At 56.1% G+C, this 17,570-nt stretch carries 14 protein-coding genes; 5 read left to right on the forward strand and 9 right to left on the reverse strand.

From position 1 onward, the window contains the following. Nucleotides 1–5 precede the first annotated feature (5 nt). Nucleotides 6–1,643 (reverse strand): cytochrome-c oxidase, cbb3-type subunit I, encoded by a 1,638-nt coding sequence (ccoN, locus tag WG622_RS13915; RefSeq protein ID WP_339404168.1) that lies wholly within the window; start codon nucleotides 1,641–1,643, stop codon nucleotides 6–8. Nucleotides 1,644–1,758: 115 nt separating this feature from the next. After that, nucleotides 1,759–2,487, reverse strand: coding sequence for a transcriptional regulator FnrL (fnrL, locus tag WG622_RS13920; protein ID WP_339404169.1), 729 nt, complete (start codon nucleotides 2,485–2,487; stop codon nucleotides 1,759–1,761). A gap of 53 nt (nucleotides 2,488–2,540) precedes the next feature. On the opposite strand from fnrL, the gene hemN reads away from it, so the two are divergent. Next, entirely contained in the window at nucleotides 2,541–3,896 is a 1,356-nt protein-coding gene (gene hemN / locus WG622_RS13925) for an oxygen-independent coproporphyrinogen III oxidase (protein WP_339404170.1), read from the forward strand. On the opposite strand, the gene galE is transcribed toward hemN, so the two are convergent. Next, nucleotides 3,893–4,900, reverse strand: a complete 1,008-nt coding sequence (gene galE, locus WG622_RS13930; RefSeq protein WP_339404171.1) for a UDP-glucose 4-epimerase GalE — start codon at nucleotides 4,898–4,900, stop codon at nucleotides 3,893–3,895. The genes hemN and galE overlap by 4 nt on opposite strands. A gap of 455 nt (nucleotides 4,901–5,355) precedes the next feature. Between galE and WG622_RS13935 the strand changes: the two genes are divergently transcribed. Continuing rightward, the gene (locus WG622_RS13935; protein WP_339404172.1) at nucleotides 5,356–5,826 is read left to right on the forward strand and encodes a helix-turn-helix transcriptional regulator; all 471 of its coding nucleotides are present in this window, start codon (nucleotides 5,356–5,358) and stop codon (nucleotides 5,824–5,826) included. A gap of 14 nt (nucleotides 5,827–5,840) precedes the next feature. On the opposite strand, the gene WG622_RS13940 is transcribed toward WG622_RS13935, so the two are convergent. The 4 genes from WG622_RS13940 to WG622_RS13955 form a co-directional block, all read right to left on the reverse strand. Then, on the reverse strand, nucleotides 5,841–6,467 hold the full coding sequence (locus WG622_RS13940) for a DedA family protein (protein ID WP_209356991.1): 627 nt from the start codon (nucleotides 6,465–6,467) through the stop codon (nucleotides 5,841–5,843). After that, nucleotides 6,460–6,825, reverse strand: a complete 366-nt coding sequence (locus tag WG622_RS13945) for a hypothetical protein (protein ID WP_339404173.1) — start codon at nucleotides 6,823–6,825, stop codon at nucleotides 6,460–6,462. Before WG622_RS13945 ends, WG622_RS13940 begins: the two co-directional genes overlap by 8 nt. Before the next feature lie 75 nt (nucleotides 6,826–6,900). Continuing rightward, nucleotides 6,901–7,941, reverse strand: coding sequence for a Hint domain-containing protein (locus WG622_RS13950; RefSeq protein ID WP_339404174.1), 1,041 nt, complete (start codon nucleotides 7,939–7,941; stop codon nucleotides 6,901–6,903). A 119-nt stretch (nucleotides 7,942–8,060) separates the two neighbouring features. Further along, nucleotides 8,061–8,951, reverse strand: coding sequence for a 1-acyl-sn-glycerol-3-phosphate acyltransferase (locus tag WG622_RS13955; RefSeq protein WP_339404175.1), 891 nt, complete (start codon nucleotides 8,949–8,951; stop codon nucleotides 8,061–8,063). 170 nt (nucleotides 8,952–9,121) lie between these two features. On the opposite strand from WG622_RS13955, the gene WG622_RS13960 reads away from it, so the two are divergent. After that, on the forward strand, nucleotides 9,122–10,042 hold the full coding sequence (locus WG622_RS13960; RefSeq protein ID WP_339404176.1) for a bile acid:sodium symporter family protein: 921 nt from the start codon (nucleotides 9,122–9,124) through the stop codon (nucleotides 10,040–10,042). 51 nt (nucleotides 10,043–10,093) lie between these two features. Here WG622_RS13960 and WG622_RS13965 read toward each other — a convergent pair whose 3' ends face one another. Together WG622_RS13965 and WG622_RS13970 are read right to left on the reverse strand one after the other, a co-directional pair. Then, complete coding sequence (locus tag WG622_RS13965) at nucleotides 10,094–13,129, reverse strand: efflux RND transporter permease subunit (protein ID WP_339404177.1); 3,036 nt, start codon at nucleotides 13,127–13,129, stop codon at nucleotides 10,094–10,096. 8 nt (nucleotides 13,130–13,137) lie between these two features. Then, a complete protein-coding gene (locus tag WG622_RS13970; protein WP_209356986.1) occupies nucleotides 13,138–14,169 on the reverse strand; it encodes an efflux RND transporter periplasmic adaptor subunit in 1,032 nt (343 codons plus the stop codon). 517 nt (nucleotides 14,170–14,686) lie between these two features. Between WG622_RS13970 and WG622_RS13975 the strand changes: the two genes are divergently transcribed. Both WG622_RS13975 and WG622_RS13980 read left to right on the forward strand, forming a co-directional pair. Beyond that, nucleotides 14,687–16,156, forward strand: a complete 1,470-nt coding sequence (locus WG622_RS13975; protein WP_339404178.1) for an NAD-dependent succinate-semialdehyde dehydrogenase — start codon at nucleotides 14,687–14,689, stop codon at nucleotides 16,154–16,156. A 5-nt stretch (nucleotides 16,157–16,161) separates the two neighbouring features. Beyond that, nucleotides 16,162–17,559 (forward strand): pyridoxal phosphate-dependent decarboxylase family protein, encoded by a 1,398-nt coding sequence (locus tag WG622_RS13980; RefSeq protein ID WP_339404179.1) that lies wholly within the window; start codon nucleotides 16,162–16,164, stop codon nucleotides 17,557–17,559. Nucleotides 17,560–17,570 lie beyond the last annotated feature (11 nt).

Genomic DNA, 17,570 nt, shown 5'->3' on the forward strand with positions numbered 1-17,570 from the left:
TCTCCTTATTCAGCGGGGGGTGCAGCCGGCGCCGCAGTGGCGCCCGCCGGAGGTGTCATGGTTGCGACTTTCTGGGTGACCGGCTCATAGCCACGGATGGTCATCCACATGTTCCAGCACATGAGCGCAGCACCACCGAGGTAGAGAACCCCGCCCAACCCGCGCACCACATACATTGGGAACTTGGCGCTGACGGTGTCGGCAAAGCTGTTCACGAGGAAGCCCTGGTCATCAACTTCGCGCCACATCAGGCCTTCCATGATGCCCGAGACCCACATGGAGGCCGCGTAGAGCACGATCCCGATCATCGCGAGCCAGAAGTGCCAGTTCATCGCTGCGTTGGAATACATGGATCCGCGGTTCCAAAGGCGAGGTGTCAGGAAGTAGACCATGGCAAAGATGATCATGCCGTTCCAACCCAGCGCACCGGAATGCACGTGACCTACGGTCCAGTCGGTGTAGTGGCTAAGGCTGTTGACCGCGCGGATCGACATCATTGGGCCTTCGAAGGTCGCCATGCCGTAAAACGCGAGGCTGGCCACAAGGAAGCGAATGATCGGATCGGTGCGGATCTTGTCCCATGCGCCATTCAGCGTCATCAGACCGTTCATCATACCGGCCCAGGACGGCATCCAAAGCACGACCGAGAACACCATACCAAGAGTCGAGGCCCAGTCGGGCAGCGCCGTATAGTGCAAGTGGTGCGGACCCGCCCAGATATAGAGGAAGATCAGCGCCCAGAAGTGCACGATAGACAGTTTGTAGGAATAAACCGGACGGTTCGCCTGTTTTGGCACGAAGTAGTACATCATCCCGAGGAAACCCGCAGTCAGGAAGAAACCCACCGCGTTGTGGCCATACCACCATTGGGTCATCGCATCCTGCACACCCGAGAAAAGCTGCACAGATTTGCTGCCCCAGATGCTGACAGGCACGGCCAGATTGTTGACCACATGCAGCATGGCAATGGTGATGATGAAGGCCAGGAAGAACCAGTTGGCGACGTAGATATGACGCTCTTTGCGGCGCAGGATCGTGCCAAGGAACACGATCAGATAGCAAACCCAAACGATAGTCAGCCAGATATCAACATACCATTCAGGCTCGGCATATTCTTTGGACTGGGTTGCACCCAGAAGGTATCCTGTCGCGGCCAGCACAATGAACAGCTGGTATCCCCAGAATACAAACCACACCAGATTGCCACCAAACAGGCGCACCCGAGAGGTTCGCTGCACGATGTAGAAACTCGCGGCCAGCAAGGCGTTGCCACCAAAGGCAAAAATCACCGCACTTGTGTGCAGCGGGCGCAGGCGACCAAAGTTTGTAAACGGTGCGCCCCAGTCGAAATTCAGCGCAGGAAACGCGAGTTGAAAGGCGATCAAGACCCCAACGGCAAGACCTGCCATGCCCCAAAAGGCCGTCGCGATCACGCCGGCGCGGACGACATCGTCTTTATAGTCGCCCTGTGCGTGGACAGGTGCAGGCGCATCCGAGCGGCGCAATTCCCAAAGGAACAACACTCCCGCCACCAGCAGAATTATCAAACCATGGATTCGAAACGCGAGGTCGCGTCCCTGATCCGCCGCATAAGCCGCAACCAGCACCACGAGTGCCAACGCGACAAGCCTAAAAACCATCATGCAAAGACCCCTTCTTGCAAATGTGCACGAAGAGAACCGGTCAAACCGGTCCCTTTATTGGGGTCCTACTCTGGGCTGAGGGGAGGGAACTTTGATCTGGATCAAGTCGGCTCGATTAAACGATGACGCCGCCGTCGGCATCGTCTCCGCTGGCTAAGTGCAGCGCATTCAGATCTTTGATCCGAAAATGGCGGCGATCGATGAACTCAACAACTCCGTCTTTCTTAAGCGACGTCAGCTGGCGGCTGATCGTTTCCAGCGTAAGGCCAAGAAAGTTCGCGATTTCTTCACGTGTCAAAGGCAGTTGGTATTCCTGAATAGACTGGGTTGGCACGGTTTCGCGCCGCACGATCATCTCCAGGAACGTGGCGATCTTTTCACGTGCGGTTTTACGCCCCAAAAGAACCATCCACTCGCGCGCCGCCGTGAGTTCGTCCAGCGCCATTTCCATCATGCGCTGCGAGATATGCGGGACCCGTTCGACGAGGTCTTCAAACGGGCGGCGCTGAAACCGGCACAGCGTAACCTCTGTGACAGCCGTGACATCGAAATCCACGGTTTCTCGACCCGGGCGCCCGATAAAGTCTGACGGCAAAAGAAGGCCAACCATTTGCGTGCGACCGTCTTCCAGCGTTCTAGATAGGGACGCGATCCCAGACACAAGTGAGGCAAAATGGGTTAAATCGTCCCCACGCCAGATGATCGGCTGACCGGCCTCAAAAGTCTGATAGGATTTCATACCCTCAAGCAAGGTCAGTTCATCCTCGTCACAACGCGCACAGATGGCTCGGTGACGGATTGGGCAGCTGCCGCATTTTTCGCGTTCGTTGAAAACAAAAGTCATGTTGATTGATCTGGATCAAAGTAGCTGTCGGACGTCCACCCTATCAGCAACCCATGGACAAGATAAGTACCCTTCGACGCTATGGCCTCTTTGACGCCAAAGTGCCGCGCTATACCAGCTATCCGCCTGCAAATCGCTTTGAGCAGGACGTGGGTGCTCGCCATCAGCGCAACTGGCTTGAACAGCTGCCAGCGCATGATCCCGTTTCGGTATATATTCATATTCCATTTTGTCGTCGCCTCTGTTGGTTCTGTGCCTGTCGTACACAAGGCACCAAGACGCTGTCGCCGGTTGAAGGCTATATCGAAGATCTCATAACCGAGATCAAAGTCGCGTCGGAGCTCCCGCGCGAAAGGTTGAAAATGGCGCGGCTTCACTTGGGCGGCGGTACACCGACGCTCTTAAGCCCTGCGCTCATGGATCGTCTGCTTGATGCGGTTTTCGATGCATTTGATCTGGCCGAAGGGTTCGAGTTCTCGGTGGAAATCGATCCGACCGAAGCAGCACCTGATTTGTTGGAGCTTTTGGCAAAGCGGGGCATGCGGCGCGCCAGCATTGGGGTTCAGGACATTAACCTCAAGGTGCAAAAGGCCATTGGCCGCCTTCAAAGCTTTGAGCAAACGCAAGAGGTCTGTGATATCCTGAGAGGGCATGGGGTCCATAGCTTGAATGTGGACTTCCTCTATGGTCTGCCTCACCAAACCGTGCAGAGTCTGAGCGAAACATTGGATCAGGTTGTTCTCCTGAAACCCAACCGATTGGCCCTTTATGGCTACGCGCATGTACCGCATGTTTCAAAGCGTCAATCTATGATCCCCTCGGAGCACCTGCCAGGCCCCGAAACCCGGTTTGACATGTCGGAACTCGCACGGGAGCGCCTCTGTGCGATTGGGTTTGAGCCTTTGGGCATCGATCACTTTGCGCTCCCTGATGACAGCCTCGCATGCGCGGCTCGAGAAGGGCGGATGCGGCGCAATTTTCAGGGCTATACCGACGATCCTTGCGAATCTCTGATCGGATTTGGAGCGTCCGCCATTTCGCGATTCCGTCGGGGGTATTGCCAGAATGCCGTGTCGACCTCTGCCTACAGACAAAGGGTGCAAACCTACGGGCTGGCAGGGCACAAGGGGTATTACATGCGCGAAGAGGACCGGCTTCTGGCCGGGCTCGTCGAGCAGATTATGTGTACGCACGGGATTGACGTCAGTCGACTGGTCGAAAGCACTGAACAGTCAGAGATTTATTTTGCGTCCTTGATTGATGAGCTTTGTCGGCAATTTGCTGACATCGTGGATCCGCATCCTCTGGGCCTGTTCATTCGCCCGGGCTACGAAGCCGCGGCCCGTTTGATCTGCGCCCATTTGGATGCGGCACTGTCGGTACAGCACACGCATAGCCTCGCGATTTAGTTTCGGGCCGGTAACTGTGCACGAGCGCTAAAGAACCGCCACGCATCTTCGACGATCGTTTCAAGATCACTGCGCTCGGCCTGCCAGTTCAACACACCCTGGGCACGACGCGCATCTGCGACCAGTTTTGCCGGATCGCCTGCACGACGTGGGCATTCTTCGACCAGAAAGTCACGACCTGAAACGCGTTTCACGGTGTCGACCACGTCGCGAACGCTGTGGCCTTTGCCGGTTCCCAGATTGATCCCGTCAAATGACCCATCCGTTTGACCAAGCACATGTTCAACGGCCGCTACATGGCCGCTCGCAAGGTCACTGACGTGGATATAGTCTCGAATACAGGTACCATCGGGCGTGTCATAATCCGTGCCAAAGATCATGAACTTGTCGCGTTGTCCCAGGGCCGCCTGGATCAACAGCGGAATGAGGTGCGTTTCCGGATCATGCCTCTCGCCAGTGCGCCCTTCTGGGTCGGCCCCGGCCGCGTTGAAGTATCGAAGTGCAATCGATGTCAGGCCATAAGCGTTGGCGGCGGTTTTCAACATGGTCTCGACCATCAGTTTGCTGTCGCCGTAGGGGTTCACAGGCAGCTTTGGCAGGTCTTCGGACAAGAGATCACGGTCCTGATTGCCATAGACAGCCGCAGTTGAAGAAAACACGAGTTTAGAGACGTCTGCGGCGCGCATTGCTTTCAACAGACTTAGGGTCGCCGCGACGTTGTTTTGGAAGAACGCGTAGGGATCAATGACCGACTGCCCTGCTTCGATAAGGGCTGCGAAATGCACGACACAATCGATATCTTGGTCACGCAAAACCTGAGTGAGCAGTGCTTGATCTGACAGCTCTCCACGAATAGTGGACGCGCCAAAACATGCGTCCTCATGTCCGGTGGAAAAATTGTCGTAGATGGTGACGTTGTATCCTGCGTCCCGCAGTGCCAGCGTCGTGTGCGATCCTATGAAACCAGCGCCCCCGACGACCAGAATGTTTTTATTGTCCTGCATGCCGCGCGTCCCTCAAATAGTACTGCCAAAAGGTGGGCTGAAAGGTTTAGGTCTTTTGTTCTGATCAATCTCTAGCTTAGATTTGCGCATAAGACAGCTAGGAATTGTTGCCGATAATACAGAACATGGCATTGATCTTTGAGCTCTGCATCTATGCAGGCAGCAGGCGCTTTTCACGAATGTGCGGTTTCGGACCAGATGCCTACATGACTATCAGAACATGAGCCACGTTCTGAAGGTAAGCGGGCAGGCGCTAAACAAAGGTTATAAATATCACATTTGCTGTTTTCAGTTTGTACGACTTACATCTAGAAAACGCTCATCCCAAAAACCATGGGTCAAAACCTGTCAATCTTCGAACGAAATGCTACGTTGAGTTCGGCGTGTTGCAACGTAAAGATGAATTTTGTACCTGTCCCGCAATGCCATTCCCGAAAATTCTGGTGAGAAAATAAATGCCAAACTCTAAACGATTGATCTATGCGATCGGCTCTGCCTTCGCCTTTGGGATGATGATGCTCGTCGAAGAAGCATTGGGCCTTTTGGGCATGGAGGATGCAGACGATACGCTGCTGTTTGAATTGGTCGAATTTGTGATCCTGCTGGCGCTTATCGTCTCTACAATCATCGTTGCCATCGACACCTATCGCATGCGCAAATACCAGCAAACGCTGGAGTATAAGATCTCGCATGCTTCAAGCGCATTTCGCGACATGTTGGATGCGCATTTTGAAGACTGGCAGTTTTCAGAGGCCGAGCGTGAAGTGACGCGCCTGATCCTTAAGGGATGCAGCATCGCTGAAATCGCCGAGATCCGAGACTCAAAGCAGGGCACCATCAAGGCTCAGACCAACTCGATCTACAAGAAATCCGGCTATGCGGGCAAAGCTCAACTGCTAAGCGCCTTTCTTGAAGAGCTCAGCTAAGGGGCGTCGGTGGCTTAAACGCTCTCCTCGGGTGCGGTCTCGGCGGCTTTGCTGTCCGCCGAGGGCCGTCGAAAGAGCCAATAGCCACTGCCGACCAAAACACCAGCCGCCGCGATAAAGCCCAAAGCGTTGCCAAGTGCTGAAGAAATCTGGCTGATATTGCCTGCAAAGACATAGCCCAAATAACTGTAGGCACCAGACCAAAGGGCGGCACCTACCATGGCTGCGCTTGTGAACTTGACCCAGCCCAGGCCAATTGCGCCACTGATATAGGTGACATAGGGGCCAAGCGGGCTGAGCACTGTGCGCGACAGCAAAACGGCGGCAATGCCGTTTCGGGTTAAAAAGCCTTCGGCGCGGTCAATCAGTTTCGCTCGGCTGCTGCTGGATTTAAGCTTGCCCATGATCCACGGCCCTTTGGACCTCGCTAGAAAAAACGCGCATTGATCGCCGATGCTAAAGCCGATGAAGGCCCCCAGTCCGACCTGCCAAAGCGCTAGATCTCCGGCGGCGGCAAAGCCCCCGGCGGTGGCAACCAGAACCGACGCGGGTAAGGTGATCGCCATGGCGCTCAGACCCACGATCAGCGCGATGATATAGGCCCCATACAGCGGCAGAAGCCCGATCAGCGTGTCACTCATCTCCGCGCGCCTTCCGCTCGGCCTTTTCAATCGCGGCTTGTGCACGCAGCTCCTCGGTCAGCGCATCATAGCTTTGGCCCGTCGTGGCAACGATATCAGACATGCGCATTCGAGAGGGGAAGGGGTGATCGATCCCAAGAATCTCTGCGACGGTTTTTGGCCTCAGCGCGTAGGAGTGCTGGACGTAGCGCGGCGTCATCCATGGCTCGAGCGCCTGGTTTTTATGGCGTGGGTCATTCCAGTAAATCACCTCGGCCACGAAATTCGCGGCAAACCACAAGGCCACTGCAAGAGAGCCGAAAAACACAAGGAACGGCACGCGCCGCGTAGACCAAAGATGTTTTAACCGCGCGACCATGGCTCCTCCTTGGGCGACACCCATTGGGCCAATTTATAGAGAGGCTTGGCGCATGGCGAAAGGCTGTCGTCAGCCTTACCGCGCAAGGCGGGCGATCAGGCGCTCTTGCTGTTTCGGGCGCAGAGCAGGCCTTGCATGGGGCCATTCGAAATCCGGATCGGTGATCTCGGGGAAAAGGCCAAGCAGTTCAATGCGTTGAAGCTGGGACAATGCCGCAAGGCCGAAGGTGCCAAGATAAAGCGACTCCGTCGGCGCGTCATTGGCATAAATGACCTCATGCGCCTCAAGCAGGATGTGGAAATAGGTCACCGCGCGCACCCCTTCGTCCACAAAGACACCGGGCAGAGACGTCAGTTTCTTGGCAGGCAGCAGGGCCTCAGTGGCCCCGGAAAGCAGCTGGCGCTTGCCCGATGACACCAGCACGCGATGCTGAGGTGACAAAAGCAGATCCGTGCTTGGCAACCCCATGCCCAAACACCCCGCAACCAGACGAATGGGGCGCATGTTCGGAGTTTTACGCAGATCCCGACGTGAGAGCCGCCGACTTAGTATTTTGCGAATGGGTTTGGGGCCGTTCTCGGTTTCAATAATGTCTCCGTCACGCAGATCTTGAACGGGAATATCCCCGTCCACGCCCCGAATAAGCGTACCTTGGGCAAAGCAGGCGAAGTCGGCGTAGTCCCGCTCGCCGCGCCCGATGTTGTACTCGGAAGTGAATGTGTAAAGCTCACCAGGTTCCATCGGTTCAGTTGAAACAAACGCGGTGGTGACGTTTTTGCCGCTGTTGTTGTCACCAATTGTGATCGAAAAGCCGGAAAACCCGTCGTCGGTGATGATTTCATAGTTCACCACGACTTTTGACCCCGCCGGATAGGTCACCCCGTCCAAAGTAATGTCTGACTGTAAGGTTTGGCCGGCGCTGTTGATTTCGTCAAAACCGCTGTCATCCGTGTCAGAGATTGTCAGTTGTTGAGGTCCAGCATTGGCATCCAATTGAAGGTTAAATGGCGGCGTGCCAGCAGCCTTTGCGCCAGACTCATTCGGTGGAGCCTGATTGCTGCCGGACTGGTCAAAATCCGACACTTGATAAACGTATTGCAGCGTGAAGTTCGCCAAAGGAGGGACCCAAACTCGTTAACACCTCAAATCTACGATAAGCGAATTAAGTCTGCGTTTACATTGGCGAATAGGCGACTTTAACGCGGTTTGTTCGTCGCAACTGATGTCCTGCTGTTTTAAATGGCAGGCTCGATTGGCTGATAAAGGCCGGGTACGAGGTCTTCAGCGATTTGTTGCAACACATGCGGTGCCGTCCCCGGTTCGACGGCTGGGCCGTAGTGAAGGTCATAGCTTCCGCCGAGTTTCGACAAGAGTTCGGATGAATAGCGCAGGGACGCAAATTCGCGGCCGATATAGGCATTGTTAAAGCTCAGGATGCGCGCGATTTTTCGGGTACGGTAATAGTGGATCGAATTGCGCATATCTGGCGAGGCCGGAATAATCGGCACGTCGCATTCCTTCGACATACGTGTGATGCCGGGACGCCAAGGAGGTTCTTTGAGAAGCCCATCCTTCATATCTGGCACTTTTCCCGATCCAAAGATCAGCATCGCCCCACCATCGCGCAAATGAGACACCATGCCATCGCGGGTTTGACGTGCTGTCAGCACTTTGTCGCTGCGGTCAAAGTCGACTGGAATGATGCCATCCTTACCCAGAAAACGTTCGGCTTCTCTATTGGCGACGACCTTCAAGTCGGGCCTATGATCTTTTAAGGCGCCAGCATGCGCGAGGAAGTCAAAGGTGCCGATGGGATGGGTTGACCCAATGATCACAGGGCCTTCGCTGGGAACATTTTCTAGACCATGCGCGGTCAGAGTGGTGCCGCCATTTCTCGCAATCATCGCATCTATCAGCGCAGGCCCAGTCTTGCCCTTGAGGTCATGTAGCACCTCTTCTGCTTCTCGTAGCGCGAAGAACGGCTGCCCCGTGGTCGTCCTCAGGATCGCATCGACCGAATACAAAAAACCTCGCAAGATCGCCAAAGGCAGATCCGCACCTTCAGGAATTCGAAGGCGTGCGCGCAACAACTCGTCCATCGGATGTTCGGTGTTTTGCGTGGTCAAATGGGGCTCCGTGATTGTCTGACAATTAACGTATCACGAAACTTGCATTTGAGAATAGCTGGATTTCCCGACCTGATGGTCAGGGTTCACGAAATTTGACAGATCGTTGGCAACAGGCCAGCTTGGTCGGGCCTGCAAAGACAGGTTGCGACAGGGAGGTGAGGGGTTTCATGTCGATTTTAATGGTGGCGGGTGTAGACGACGTTGTCTTGAATTTTTCGCCAACAGGGTTGCAGATCCTGAATGGGATCTTGGCGATTGTCATGTTTTCGATCGCGATTGATCTGAAGGTCGCCGATTTCAAACGTCTGTTCACAGCGCCAAAACCTTTGATCACAGGTATCATCTCGCAGTTTCTTTTGCTGCCTGCATTGACCTTTTGCATGATTTTGGTTGTTGCGCCTCAGCCGTCTATTGCACTGGGATTGATGCTGGTTGCGGCCTGTCCGGGCGGGAATGTCAGCAACTTCATGACCCATCGCGCCAAAGGCAACGTCGCTTTGTCCGTGTCGATGACGGCCTTTGCCACCGTGGGCGCGATCCTTCTGACGCCGTTCAATATCGCCTTTTGGGGCAGCCTCTATGAGCCGACCCGCGAAATCCTGCGAGCGACATCAATTGATCCGGTGTCTGTTGCCATCACAGTCGGATTGATGTTGGTGCTTCCGCTCTGTTTAGGCGTCGCGCTGAATGCGCGTAGGCCTGATATCACCGCTCGTATTCGCGTGCCGATGCAATATCTGTCGATGGGTATTTTCGTGGCCTTTATTGTGATTGCATTGGGGGCAAACTGGAGTCTGTTCCTGCAATATGCCGGTGTCGTGGCAGGACTGGTTTTGGTGCACAACGCTTTGGCCCTGATCGGAGGGTATAGCATTGCGACGATTGCGGGGCTCTCTGCCTTTGACCGCCGTGCCGTGACAATCGAGACAGGTATTCAGAATTCTGGCCTCGGGCTGATCCTGATCTTTGGGTTCTTTAGCGGGCTCGGAGGTATGGCCGTCGTCGCGGCCTTTTGGGGCATCTGGCATTTGCTGTCGGGGATCACAGTGGCCATGTTGTTCGCGCGCCGCGACCTAGTTCCCGCATAGAAAAACGCGCGGCAGGAGACTGCCGCGCGCTTGGATGTTTAGAGCCTGAACCTAGGCGGCAGCCCGTTTCCGGTCGCGCCCAAAGAAGGTCCAGTAGAACACTGGGGCCGCGATCAGCGTGAGGATCGAGGCAAAGGCCAGACCGCCCATGATGGTCACTGCCATCGACTGGAAGAACGCATCCCAGATCAGTGGGGTCATCCCCAGGATCGTCGTCGCAGCAGCCAGGATCACCGGACGCAGACGCGAGGTCGAGGCCGAGACAATCGAGTCCATCAGCGGTTGGTTGGGCATCGCGCGTCGTGTGATGTCGATCTCTTCAACCAGAACAATGCCGTTCTTGATCAGCATGCCCGAGAGCGACAGAAGGCCCAGCAGAGCCGTAAAGGTAAACGGCAAACCGCTTCCCAGAAGGGCGAGGCTCACACCATTCACTGACATCGGCACCAAGAGCCAGATGATCAGTGGCTGACGCAGCGCGTTGAACAACAGAACCGAGATCAGAACCATGATGATCAGGCTCAGCGGCAGTTGCCCCGCAAGGCTTGCTTGCGCATCGCGAGAGCTTTCGTATTCGCCACCCCATTCCATTTTGTAGCCGGCAGGCAGAGGCATCGTGTCGATGGTCTCTTGCACTTCGGTTTGGACCTGCGCGGCTGTCAGGCCTTTGACGACGTCGGCACCAACAGTGATTGTCAGCACGCGGTCGCGGCGCATCAGAAGCGTGTTTTGGCTTTCAAAGATCAGACCATCTGTAACTTGCTCAAACGGCACATTGGCGTTCGCGCTCTGCGAATAGACCACGTGGTCGGTCAACGAAAGACCCGCGGCTGGATCCGCGCGCAGCACGATTGGGATCTGACGTTCCCCTTCGCGGTAGACGCCGGAGTTCGTGCCAACCGTCGCATATTGCAGAACGCCGGTTATGTCGTCACGCGTGATGCCAGCTTCTTGTGCGCGTTCGGTTGCATAGACCGGACGCAAGACCTGCTCCATTTCGCGCCAGTCGATGCGAGGTGCAACGATGTTTGTCGAAGCCTCTTGCAGACGCGCCATGGCCTGGTCCGCCAGATCTCGCAAGACAACGGGGTCAGAACCAGAGAACCGCACCTGAATAGGATCGCCGCCACCCGGACCAAAGGCCAGACGTTTTGCGCGCAGCTCGCCTTGGGGAAGGTTTGCTGCAGCAAATTCCTCAAGATCCGCGATCAGTGGCGCAATTTCTTCGAGGCTCTCTGTGCGTACGATGATGTGACCATAGCTCGGGTTTGGATCCTCGGCCTGATAGGTCAGCATAAAGCGCGCAGCGCCTTGGCCGACATAGGCCGTGGACGACACCACGTCTTCTTGCGTCGCAAGCCACTCTTCCATCACCTGAATGTCGCGTGAGGTCTCGTGGATCGAAGCGCCTTGCGCGAGCTTATAGTGTACAAAGAACAGCGGCGTATTGCTGTCCGGGAAGAACTGCTGCTTGATCTGCCCAAAGAGCGCAAAGCACACGACGGTCACGGCCAAAAGCCCAGGGATCACCAGCCACCACAGACGCAGCGACAGGCGCAGAACGCTTGCATAGGCGCGGAACATCAGCCCGTCATAGGCGTCCGCGTCTCCGCCGCCACCACGTTTAAAGAAGTAGTGACCCAGAAGCGGTGTGACGGTCAGCGCCAGCAGCCACGACAGCATCAGCGAGATCGCGATCACGGCAAAGAGCGAGAACAGGAATTCGCCCGTCGCGTCAGGGCTAAGACCAATGCCCGCAAAGGCCATAATCCCGATCACCGTCGCACCAAGCAGTGGGATCTGCGTCTTATTCGCCGCGTCGTCCGCGGCATCACGCGAGGAAAGCCCGCGCCGCATAGATATCTGCATCCCTTCGGCGACAACGATGGCGTTATCCACCAGCATCCCCATAGCGATGATCAAGGCGCCCAGCGAAATCCGCTCCATCTCAATCGATAAGAACGCCATGAACATGAGCGTGCCCACAACCGTCAGCAGGAGCGTCGAGCCAACGACAATCGCCGCACGTGGCCCCATAAAGAGCGCCAGAACGATGACCACGATGCCGACGGACATGGCGAGGTTTACGAGGAAGTCGTAAGAGGCCTCTTCGACCACGATGTGCTGTTGATAGATGGGCTGCAGCTCGACCCCCAATGGGATCTGGGGCGCGAGTTCCGTGAGCTTCGCGTCTACTCGGTGACCCACATCGACGATGTTCTCGCTGGCCTGACCAGCCACACCAATGGTGAAAGCATCCGCTTGGTCGTGGCGGATGATTAGGCTCGGATTTTCATCCCGCTTGCGCTCAACAGAGGCGAAGTCAAAGAGATTCAGAACCTCACCGCCAATGCCGACCGTAAGGCCTGCGATTTCCTGAACGGTGTCATTGCCTTCTGGGCCTTGGATCAGGGTCCGACCGTCGACGCTTTGCAGAGAGCCGCCGTCTTGGACAGAGTTGGCACTCGACAACGCACCTTGGATCGCCGCAGGAGGGATGTTCTGGTTTGCGGTCAGAACCGGATCCGGATGCACATAGATCACCTCATCGGGCACACCCGACAGGTTCACGTCGGCTACCCCGTCTACGGTCAGCAACTCACGACGCAGGAAGGTCGAGAGTTCATAGATCTCGGCATCCGTATAGCCCGGAGCCGTTACCGCGTAGTAGATCCCAAACACATCGCCAAAGCCGTCATTCACAAAGGGACGCATTGCTCCATCCGGCAAAGGTGCCGCGTTCACGCGGTTTCTGAGCTTGGTCCAGATTTCCGGCAAGGCCTCACCGTCAAACGTGTCTTTCATGTCCACGGTGATCCAGCTGAGACCGGGTTGGTTCATAGAGCGAACCTGATTGACCTCGCTCATTTTCTGGATCTCGGATTCAATCGGTTCCGAGACCTCTTTGGCGACCTGCATCGCATCGGCACCGGGGTATTGGGTGACGACCACAGCAGTTTTAATTGTGAAGGCCGGATCTTCGAGGCGGCCAAGGGTTGAAAACCCCCAGAGCCCGCCAAGGAAACAGCCCAAAATGATGATCCACGTCAGGATCGGGCGATCAATGGAAATGCGCGCGATATTCATGGGTCAGCTCAATTCGAAAAACCGGTGAAACGTTTGACGCGGTCGCCGTCAGATAGAAGGTTGACGCCGCTCGCCACGATTTCTTGGTCCGCGTTCAGGCCTTCGGTGACCATAAACAAGCCATTAGAGGTCGGCGCGATTGAGACCGGCACTGTCGTGACGGTGCCTTCATCTGCGGAGTTTGGATTAAACAACATCACTTGCGTTGCGCCATCGTTGGCCGCTTTGACCGAGGATTGTGGGATCAGGATTGTTGCGGATTGACCTTTGAGGGTCGCGAAGACGGTCACAGAAGAGCCCGGCAGAACCACGAGGCCCGCAGGTGGGGCCATGCCAAGTGTGATGCGGAAGGTTTGCCCGACTTGGGACGTCTCGGCGTTGAATTCGCGTACCTCTAGCGGGAACATTTCGTCGCTGGCCGGGAATTTGGCGAACAGCTCAACGTCAGGGTTCTCTCCTGCTTGCTGGAACAGAACCTCTGGCACGTTGATCTCTACGCGCAGCTCAGACAGATCGTGCAGACGCGCAACCGGTGTGCCTGCGCCGATGGTTGAGAAGTTGGCAACAAAGCGCGAGGCAACGATTGCATCAAAGGGTGACGAAAGTTGCGCGTCCCGCAAGGACCGTTCCGCGTTGCGCACTGCGATTTCAGCAAGCTTCGCTTGGGTTTCAGCGTCATCCACAGAAACCCGGCTGACCGCGCCACCTTGTAATTGCTTCAAACGTTCCAGCGTGCGATCTGCTTGGTCTTTTTGCACGCGGGCTTGATCCAGAGCCAGCTGAAACGGCTCCACGTCCAGCGTTGCAATCGGCGCGCCCTGTGCAACAGGCTGACCTTCGACAATAGGGATATCGACCACTTGACCGCCAACTTGGAAGGCGAGGTCTACGGTTTCCTTCGCCGCAACATGGCCAAAGAACTGACGCTGGACGCTGGATTGATTTTCGACGACCTCGAACAGTTTTACCAGCTTAGGCGCATCCTGGGCCTGTGCAGTTGTAGAGATCAAAAGGGAAAGGAGTGCCAAAATTCGAAACATAGGGAGCTCATTTTGCAGGTGCTACGAGATGCGGTGAAATGGGGCGATTCCGCGCCTCAGACATAGTGCTTTGTGGCCAAAAGTCAGAGGCAAGTCCATCCTATCGTATAGGCGCGTTTTGCGCGTTGCCTAGGTTTTCTGGCTATTGGTGGGGGTGAAATATACAAAATTCAAAAAATGTCCAGTTTGTTTGGAGGTCTTTTTTGTGTTTTGCGACGGAACCTCTGAGTTGCTGCGTTTAACTGTCAACACAGCAAGGGAGTCGTTCATGAGAATATTTGTTTTAAGCACCGCAATCATTGTTGGCTTGTTGGTCGCTGACATCGGTGACGCCAGCCCATCTATAGTTTGCCAGGGCGCCGGCTTCTGGACTCATCAATGAACTGAATCTGGTGGGGTTCATTTACTTGGTTTCCTGTCTAGCTGCGCCTTCCTGAGAGGGCTTGCTCTGTGTCGATTTGCAAGGCAAGACTTTGTCCTGAAACACTGCTCACTTTAGATCGTCGGAGACCACAGTATGTCGGATTTGCAGCTAAAAGACCCAAGTTTGTTGGTAGAGGCCGCCTATGTCGCAGGCGCTTGGGTCGAGGCGACGGATGAGAATGCCATCAACGTGACGAACCCGGCAACGGGTGCTGTGATTGGACGTGTTCCGAACTTGGGCGCCGCGGAAACCGATGCCGCGATCGAGGCCGCGGCAGAAGCCATGAAAGCATGGGCGCAACGCACCGCCAAAGACCGGGCGCAGGTTCTGCGACGGTGGCACGATCTGATGATGGAGCATCAGGATGATCTGGGCACTATTCTCACGGCTGAGCAGGGCAAGCCATTGGCCGAAGCGAAAGGCGAGATTGCGTATTCTGCGTCCTTCCTTGAGTGGTTCTCGGAAGAAGCGCGCCGCGCTTATGGCGATATCACGCCGGGCCACGCGCCCGACAAACGCCTTTTGACGTTGAAGCAACCCATCGGCGTCGTGGCCGCGATCACGCCATGGAATTTCCCAAGCGCCATGATCACCCGCAAAGCGGGCCCTGCTTTTGCCGCCGGATGCGCGATGGTGCTGAAACCAGCCATCCAGACCCCATTATCCGCAACGGCTTTGGCCTTGCTGGGCGAGCGCGCGGGACTGCCCAAGGGGCTGTTTTCGGTCGTGACCGGCAGCGCTGGTGCGATTGGCGGCGCGCTGACCAGTTCTAAGACAGTGCGCAAGCTGACCTTCACAGGCTCGACCGAAATCGGCGCTTTGCTTTACGAGCAATGCGCGCCGACGATCAAGAAACTGGGTCTTGAACTGGGTGGCAACGCGCCGTTTATCGTCTTTGATGACGCGGATGTGGATGCCGCCGTTGAGGGCGCTGTGATCGCGAAATTCCGCAACAACGGGCAGACCTGCGTCTGTGCCAACCGGATTTACGTGCAGGCTGGCGTCTATGATGAATTCGCAGAGAAACTGGCGGCCAAAGTTGCGACCTTGGCCACAGGTAACGGCTTTGACGAGGGCATCACCTTTGGGCCTCTGATCGATGATGCGGCTGTGGCGAAGGTTAAGGAACATGTCGAGGACGCGACCTCTAAAGGGGCAAGCGTCGCGCTGGGTGGTGAGGCACATGACTTGGGCGGTCTGTTCTATCAACCGACAATCCTGACGGATGTGACAAGCGATATGCTGGTGACCATCGAGGAAACCTTCGGTCCTGTTGCGCCTCTGTTTAAGTTTGACAAGGAAAGCGAAGCGGTTGAGGCGGCGAATGACACGGACTTTGGGCTCGCGTCCTATTTCTATTCGCGCGATCTTGCACGGGTTTGGCGCGTGTCCGAAGCGCTCGATTTTGGCATGGTTGGCGTGAATACGGGGCTGATCTCGACCGCAGAGGCGCCCTTTGGTGGGGTCAAGATGTCGGGGCTGGGTCGCGAAGGCTCTCGTTACGGTCTGGAGGACTTCATGGAGACGAAATACGTCTGCATGGGCGGGATCGACGAGGCCTAGATCAGATGGATTGGGACGAGTTCGCTGTTTGGGGCGAGAAGATTTCGCAATGGGCAGCGGACTACCATAAAACGCTTCGGGATCGTCCGGTGCGCGCGCAAACCGCATTGGGCGACATTGCCGCGCAATTGCCTGACAGCCCGCCCGAGGCAGGCGAGGCAATGGACGCCATCATCGGAGACTTCGAACGCATCGTCATGCCCGGCATGACTCATTGGCAGCACCCGCGTTTTTTTGCCTATTTCCCAGCCAATGCGGCCCCGCCGTCCATGTTGGCCGAGATGCTGGTGACGACGATTGCAGCGCAATGTATGCTGTGGCAGACGTCTCCGGCGGCGACCGAGATGGAAGGTATCATGGTCGACTGGCTGCGTCAGGCGATGGGGCTGCCAGAGCAGATGACCGGGGTTATTCAGGACAGCGCGTCCTCGGCGACTTTGTCGGCAATCCTGACCATGCGGGAACGTGCGACGGGTTATTCCGGAAACCGCGAGGGGCTGGCGGGCAAAGGCAATCTTAGGATCTATTGTTCCGATCAGGTGCATTCTTCGATTGATCGCGCCTGTTGGGTCGCGGGGATCGGACAGGACAATCTGGTGAAACTGCCGACCTCTGGTCCGCGCCATTCGATTGATGCGGATGCGCTGCGCGCTGCTATTCAAGCGGATCGCGCGGCGGGGCATAGTCCCGCGGGGATCATCGCGATCACCGGCGGAACAGGGATCGGGGCCTGTGACGTGCTGGGGCCTGTTTTAAAGGTCGCTGAAGATGAGGATCTTTATACCCATCTGGATGCGGCATGGGCTGGCGCCGCCATGATCTGCCCGGTATTTCGGGCTGACTTTTGGGCGGATGTCGAAGGCTTCGACAGTATCGTCTTTAACCCCCACAAATGGCTTGGTGCGCAGTTTGACTGTTCCGTGCAGTTTCTAAAGGACGCGACGCCTCAGTTGAATACGCTCAAGATCGAACCGGAATATCTTAAAACCACCGGGGCCGAGGTTACGAATTATTCCGAATGGACGATCCCTCTGGGCCGGCGGTTCCGCGCACTGAAACTGTGGTTCCTTATCCGCGCCTACGGCCTAGAAGGCCTGCGGATGCGTCTGCGCAACCATGTGACCTGGGCAAGTGAGGTCTGTGAAGCGATCCGGTCGATGGATGGGTTTGACATTGTTACAGAGCCGATCTTCAGCCTGTTTTCCTTCAGATGCCCCGGAGATGACGCCATGCAGCAAGCGCTCGTGGATGCTCTGAATGATGACGGGCGGATCTATGTGACGCAGGGATCGTTTGGGGGGCAGAAGATCATCCGCTTTCAGGTGGGGCAGTTTGAGACCACGCGCGAGGATGTGATGATGGCGGTTGATGTCATTGCCGATGTCTACCGTCGGATCAGCTAAAATTTCCAGCT

Origin of the sequence: Cognatishimia coralii (assembly GCF_037478305.1) — a bacterium.
GTDB classification, from domain to species: Bacteria; Pseudomonadota; Alphaproteobacteria; order Rhodobacterales; family Rhodobacteraceae; genus Cognatishimia; species Cognatishimia coralii.

What these genes read in the sequence shown, in the direction of transcription:
- ccoN (WP_339404168.1), bottom strand. Translation starts at nt 1,643, where the DNA reads ATGATGGTTTTTAGGCTTGTCGCGTTGGCACTCGTGGTGCTGGTTGCG.
- fnrL (WP_339404169.1), bottom strand. Translation starts at nt 2,487, where the DNA reads ATGACTTTTGTTTTCAACGAACGCGAAAAATGCGGCAGCTGCCCAATC.
- hemN (WP_339404170.1), top strand. Translation starts at nt 2,541, where the DNA reads ATGGACAAGATAAGTACCCTTCGACGCTATGGCCTCTTTGACGCCAAA.
- galE (WP_339404171.1), bottom strand. Translation starts at nt 4,900, where the DNA reads ATGCAGGACAATAAAAACATTCTGGTCGTCGGGGGCGCTGGTTTCATA.
- WG622_RS13935 (WP_339404172.1), top strand. Translation starts at nt 5,356, where the DNA reads ATGCCAAACTCTAAACGATTGATCTATGCGATCGGCTCTGCCTTCGCC.
- WG622_RS13940 (WP_209356991.1), bottom strand. Translation starts at nt 6,467, where the DNA reads ATGAGTGACACGCTGATCGGGCTTCTGCCGCTGTATGGGGCCTATATC.
- WG622_RS13945 (WP_339404173.1), bottom strand. Translation starts at nt 6,825, where the DNA reads ATGGTCGCGCGGTTAAAACATCTTTGGTCTACGCGGCGCGTGCCGTTC.
- WG622_RS13960 (WP_339404176.1), top strand. Translation starts at nt 9,122, where the DNA reads ATGTCGATTTTAATGGTGGCGGGTGTAGACGACGTTGTCTTGAATTTT.
- WG622_RS13965 (WP_339404177.1), bottom strand. Translation starts at nt 13,129, where the DNA reads ATGAATATCGCGCGCATTTCCATTGATCGCCCGATCCTGACGTGGATC.
- WG622_RS13970 (WP_209356986.1), bottom strand. Translation starts at nt 14,169, where the DNA reads ATGTTTCGAATTTTGGCACTCCTTTCCCTTTTGATCTCTACAACTGCA.
- WG622_RS13975 (WP_339404178.1), top strand. Translation starts at nt 14,687, where the DNA reads ATGTCGGATTTGCAGCTAAAAGACCCAAGTTTGTTGGTAGAGGCCGCC.
- WG622_RS13980 (WP_339404179.1), top strand. Translation starts at nt 16,162, where the DNA reads ATGGATTGGGACGAGTTCGCTGTTTGGGGCGAGAAGATTTCGCAATGG.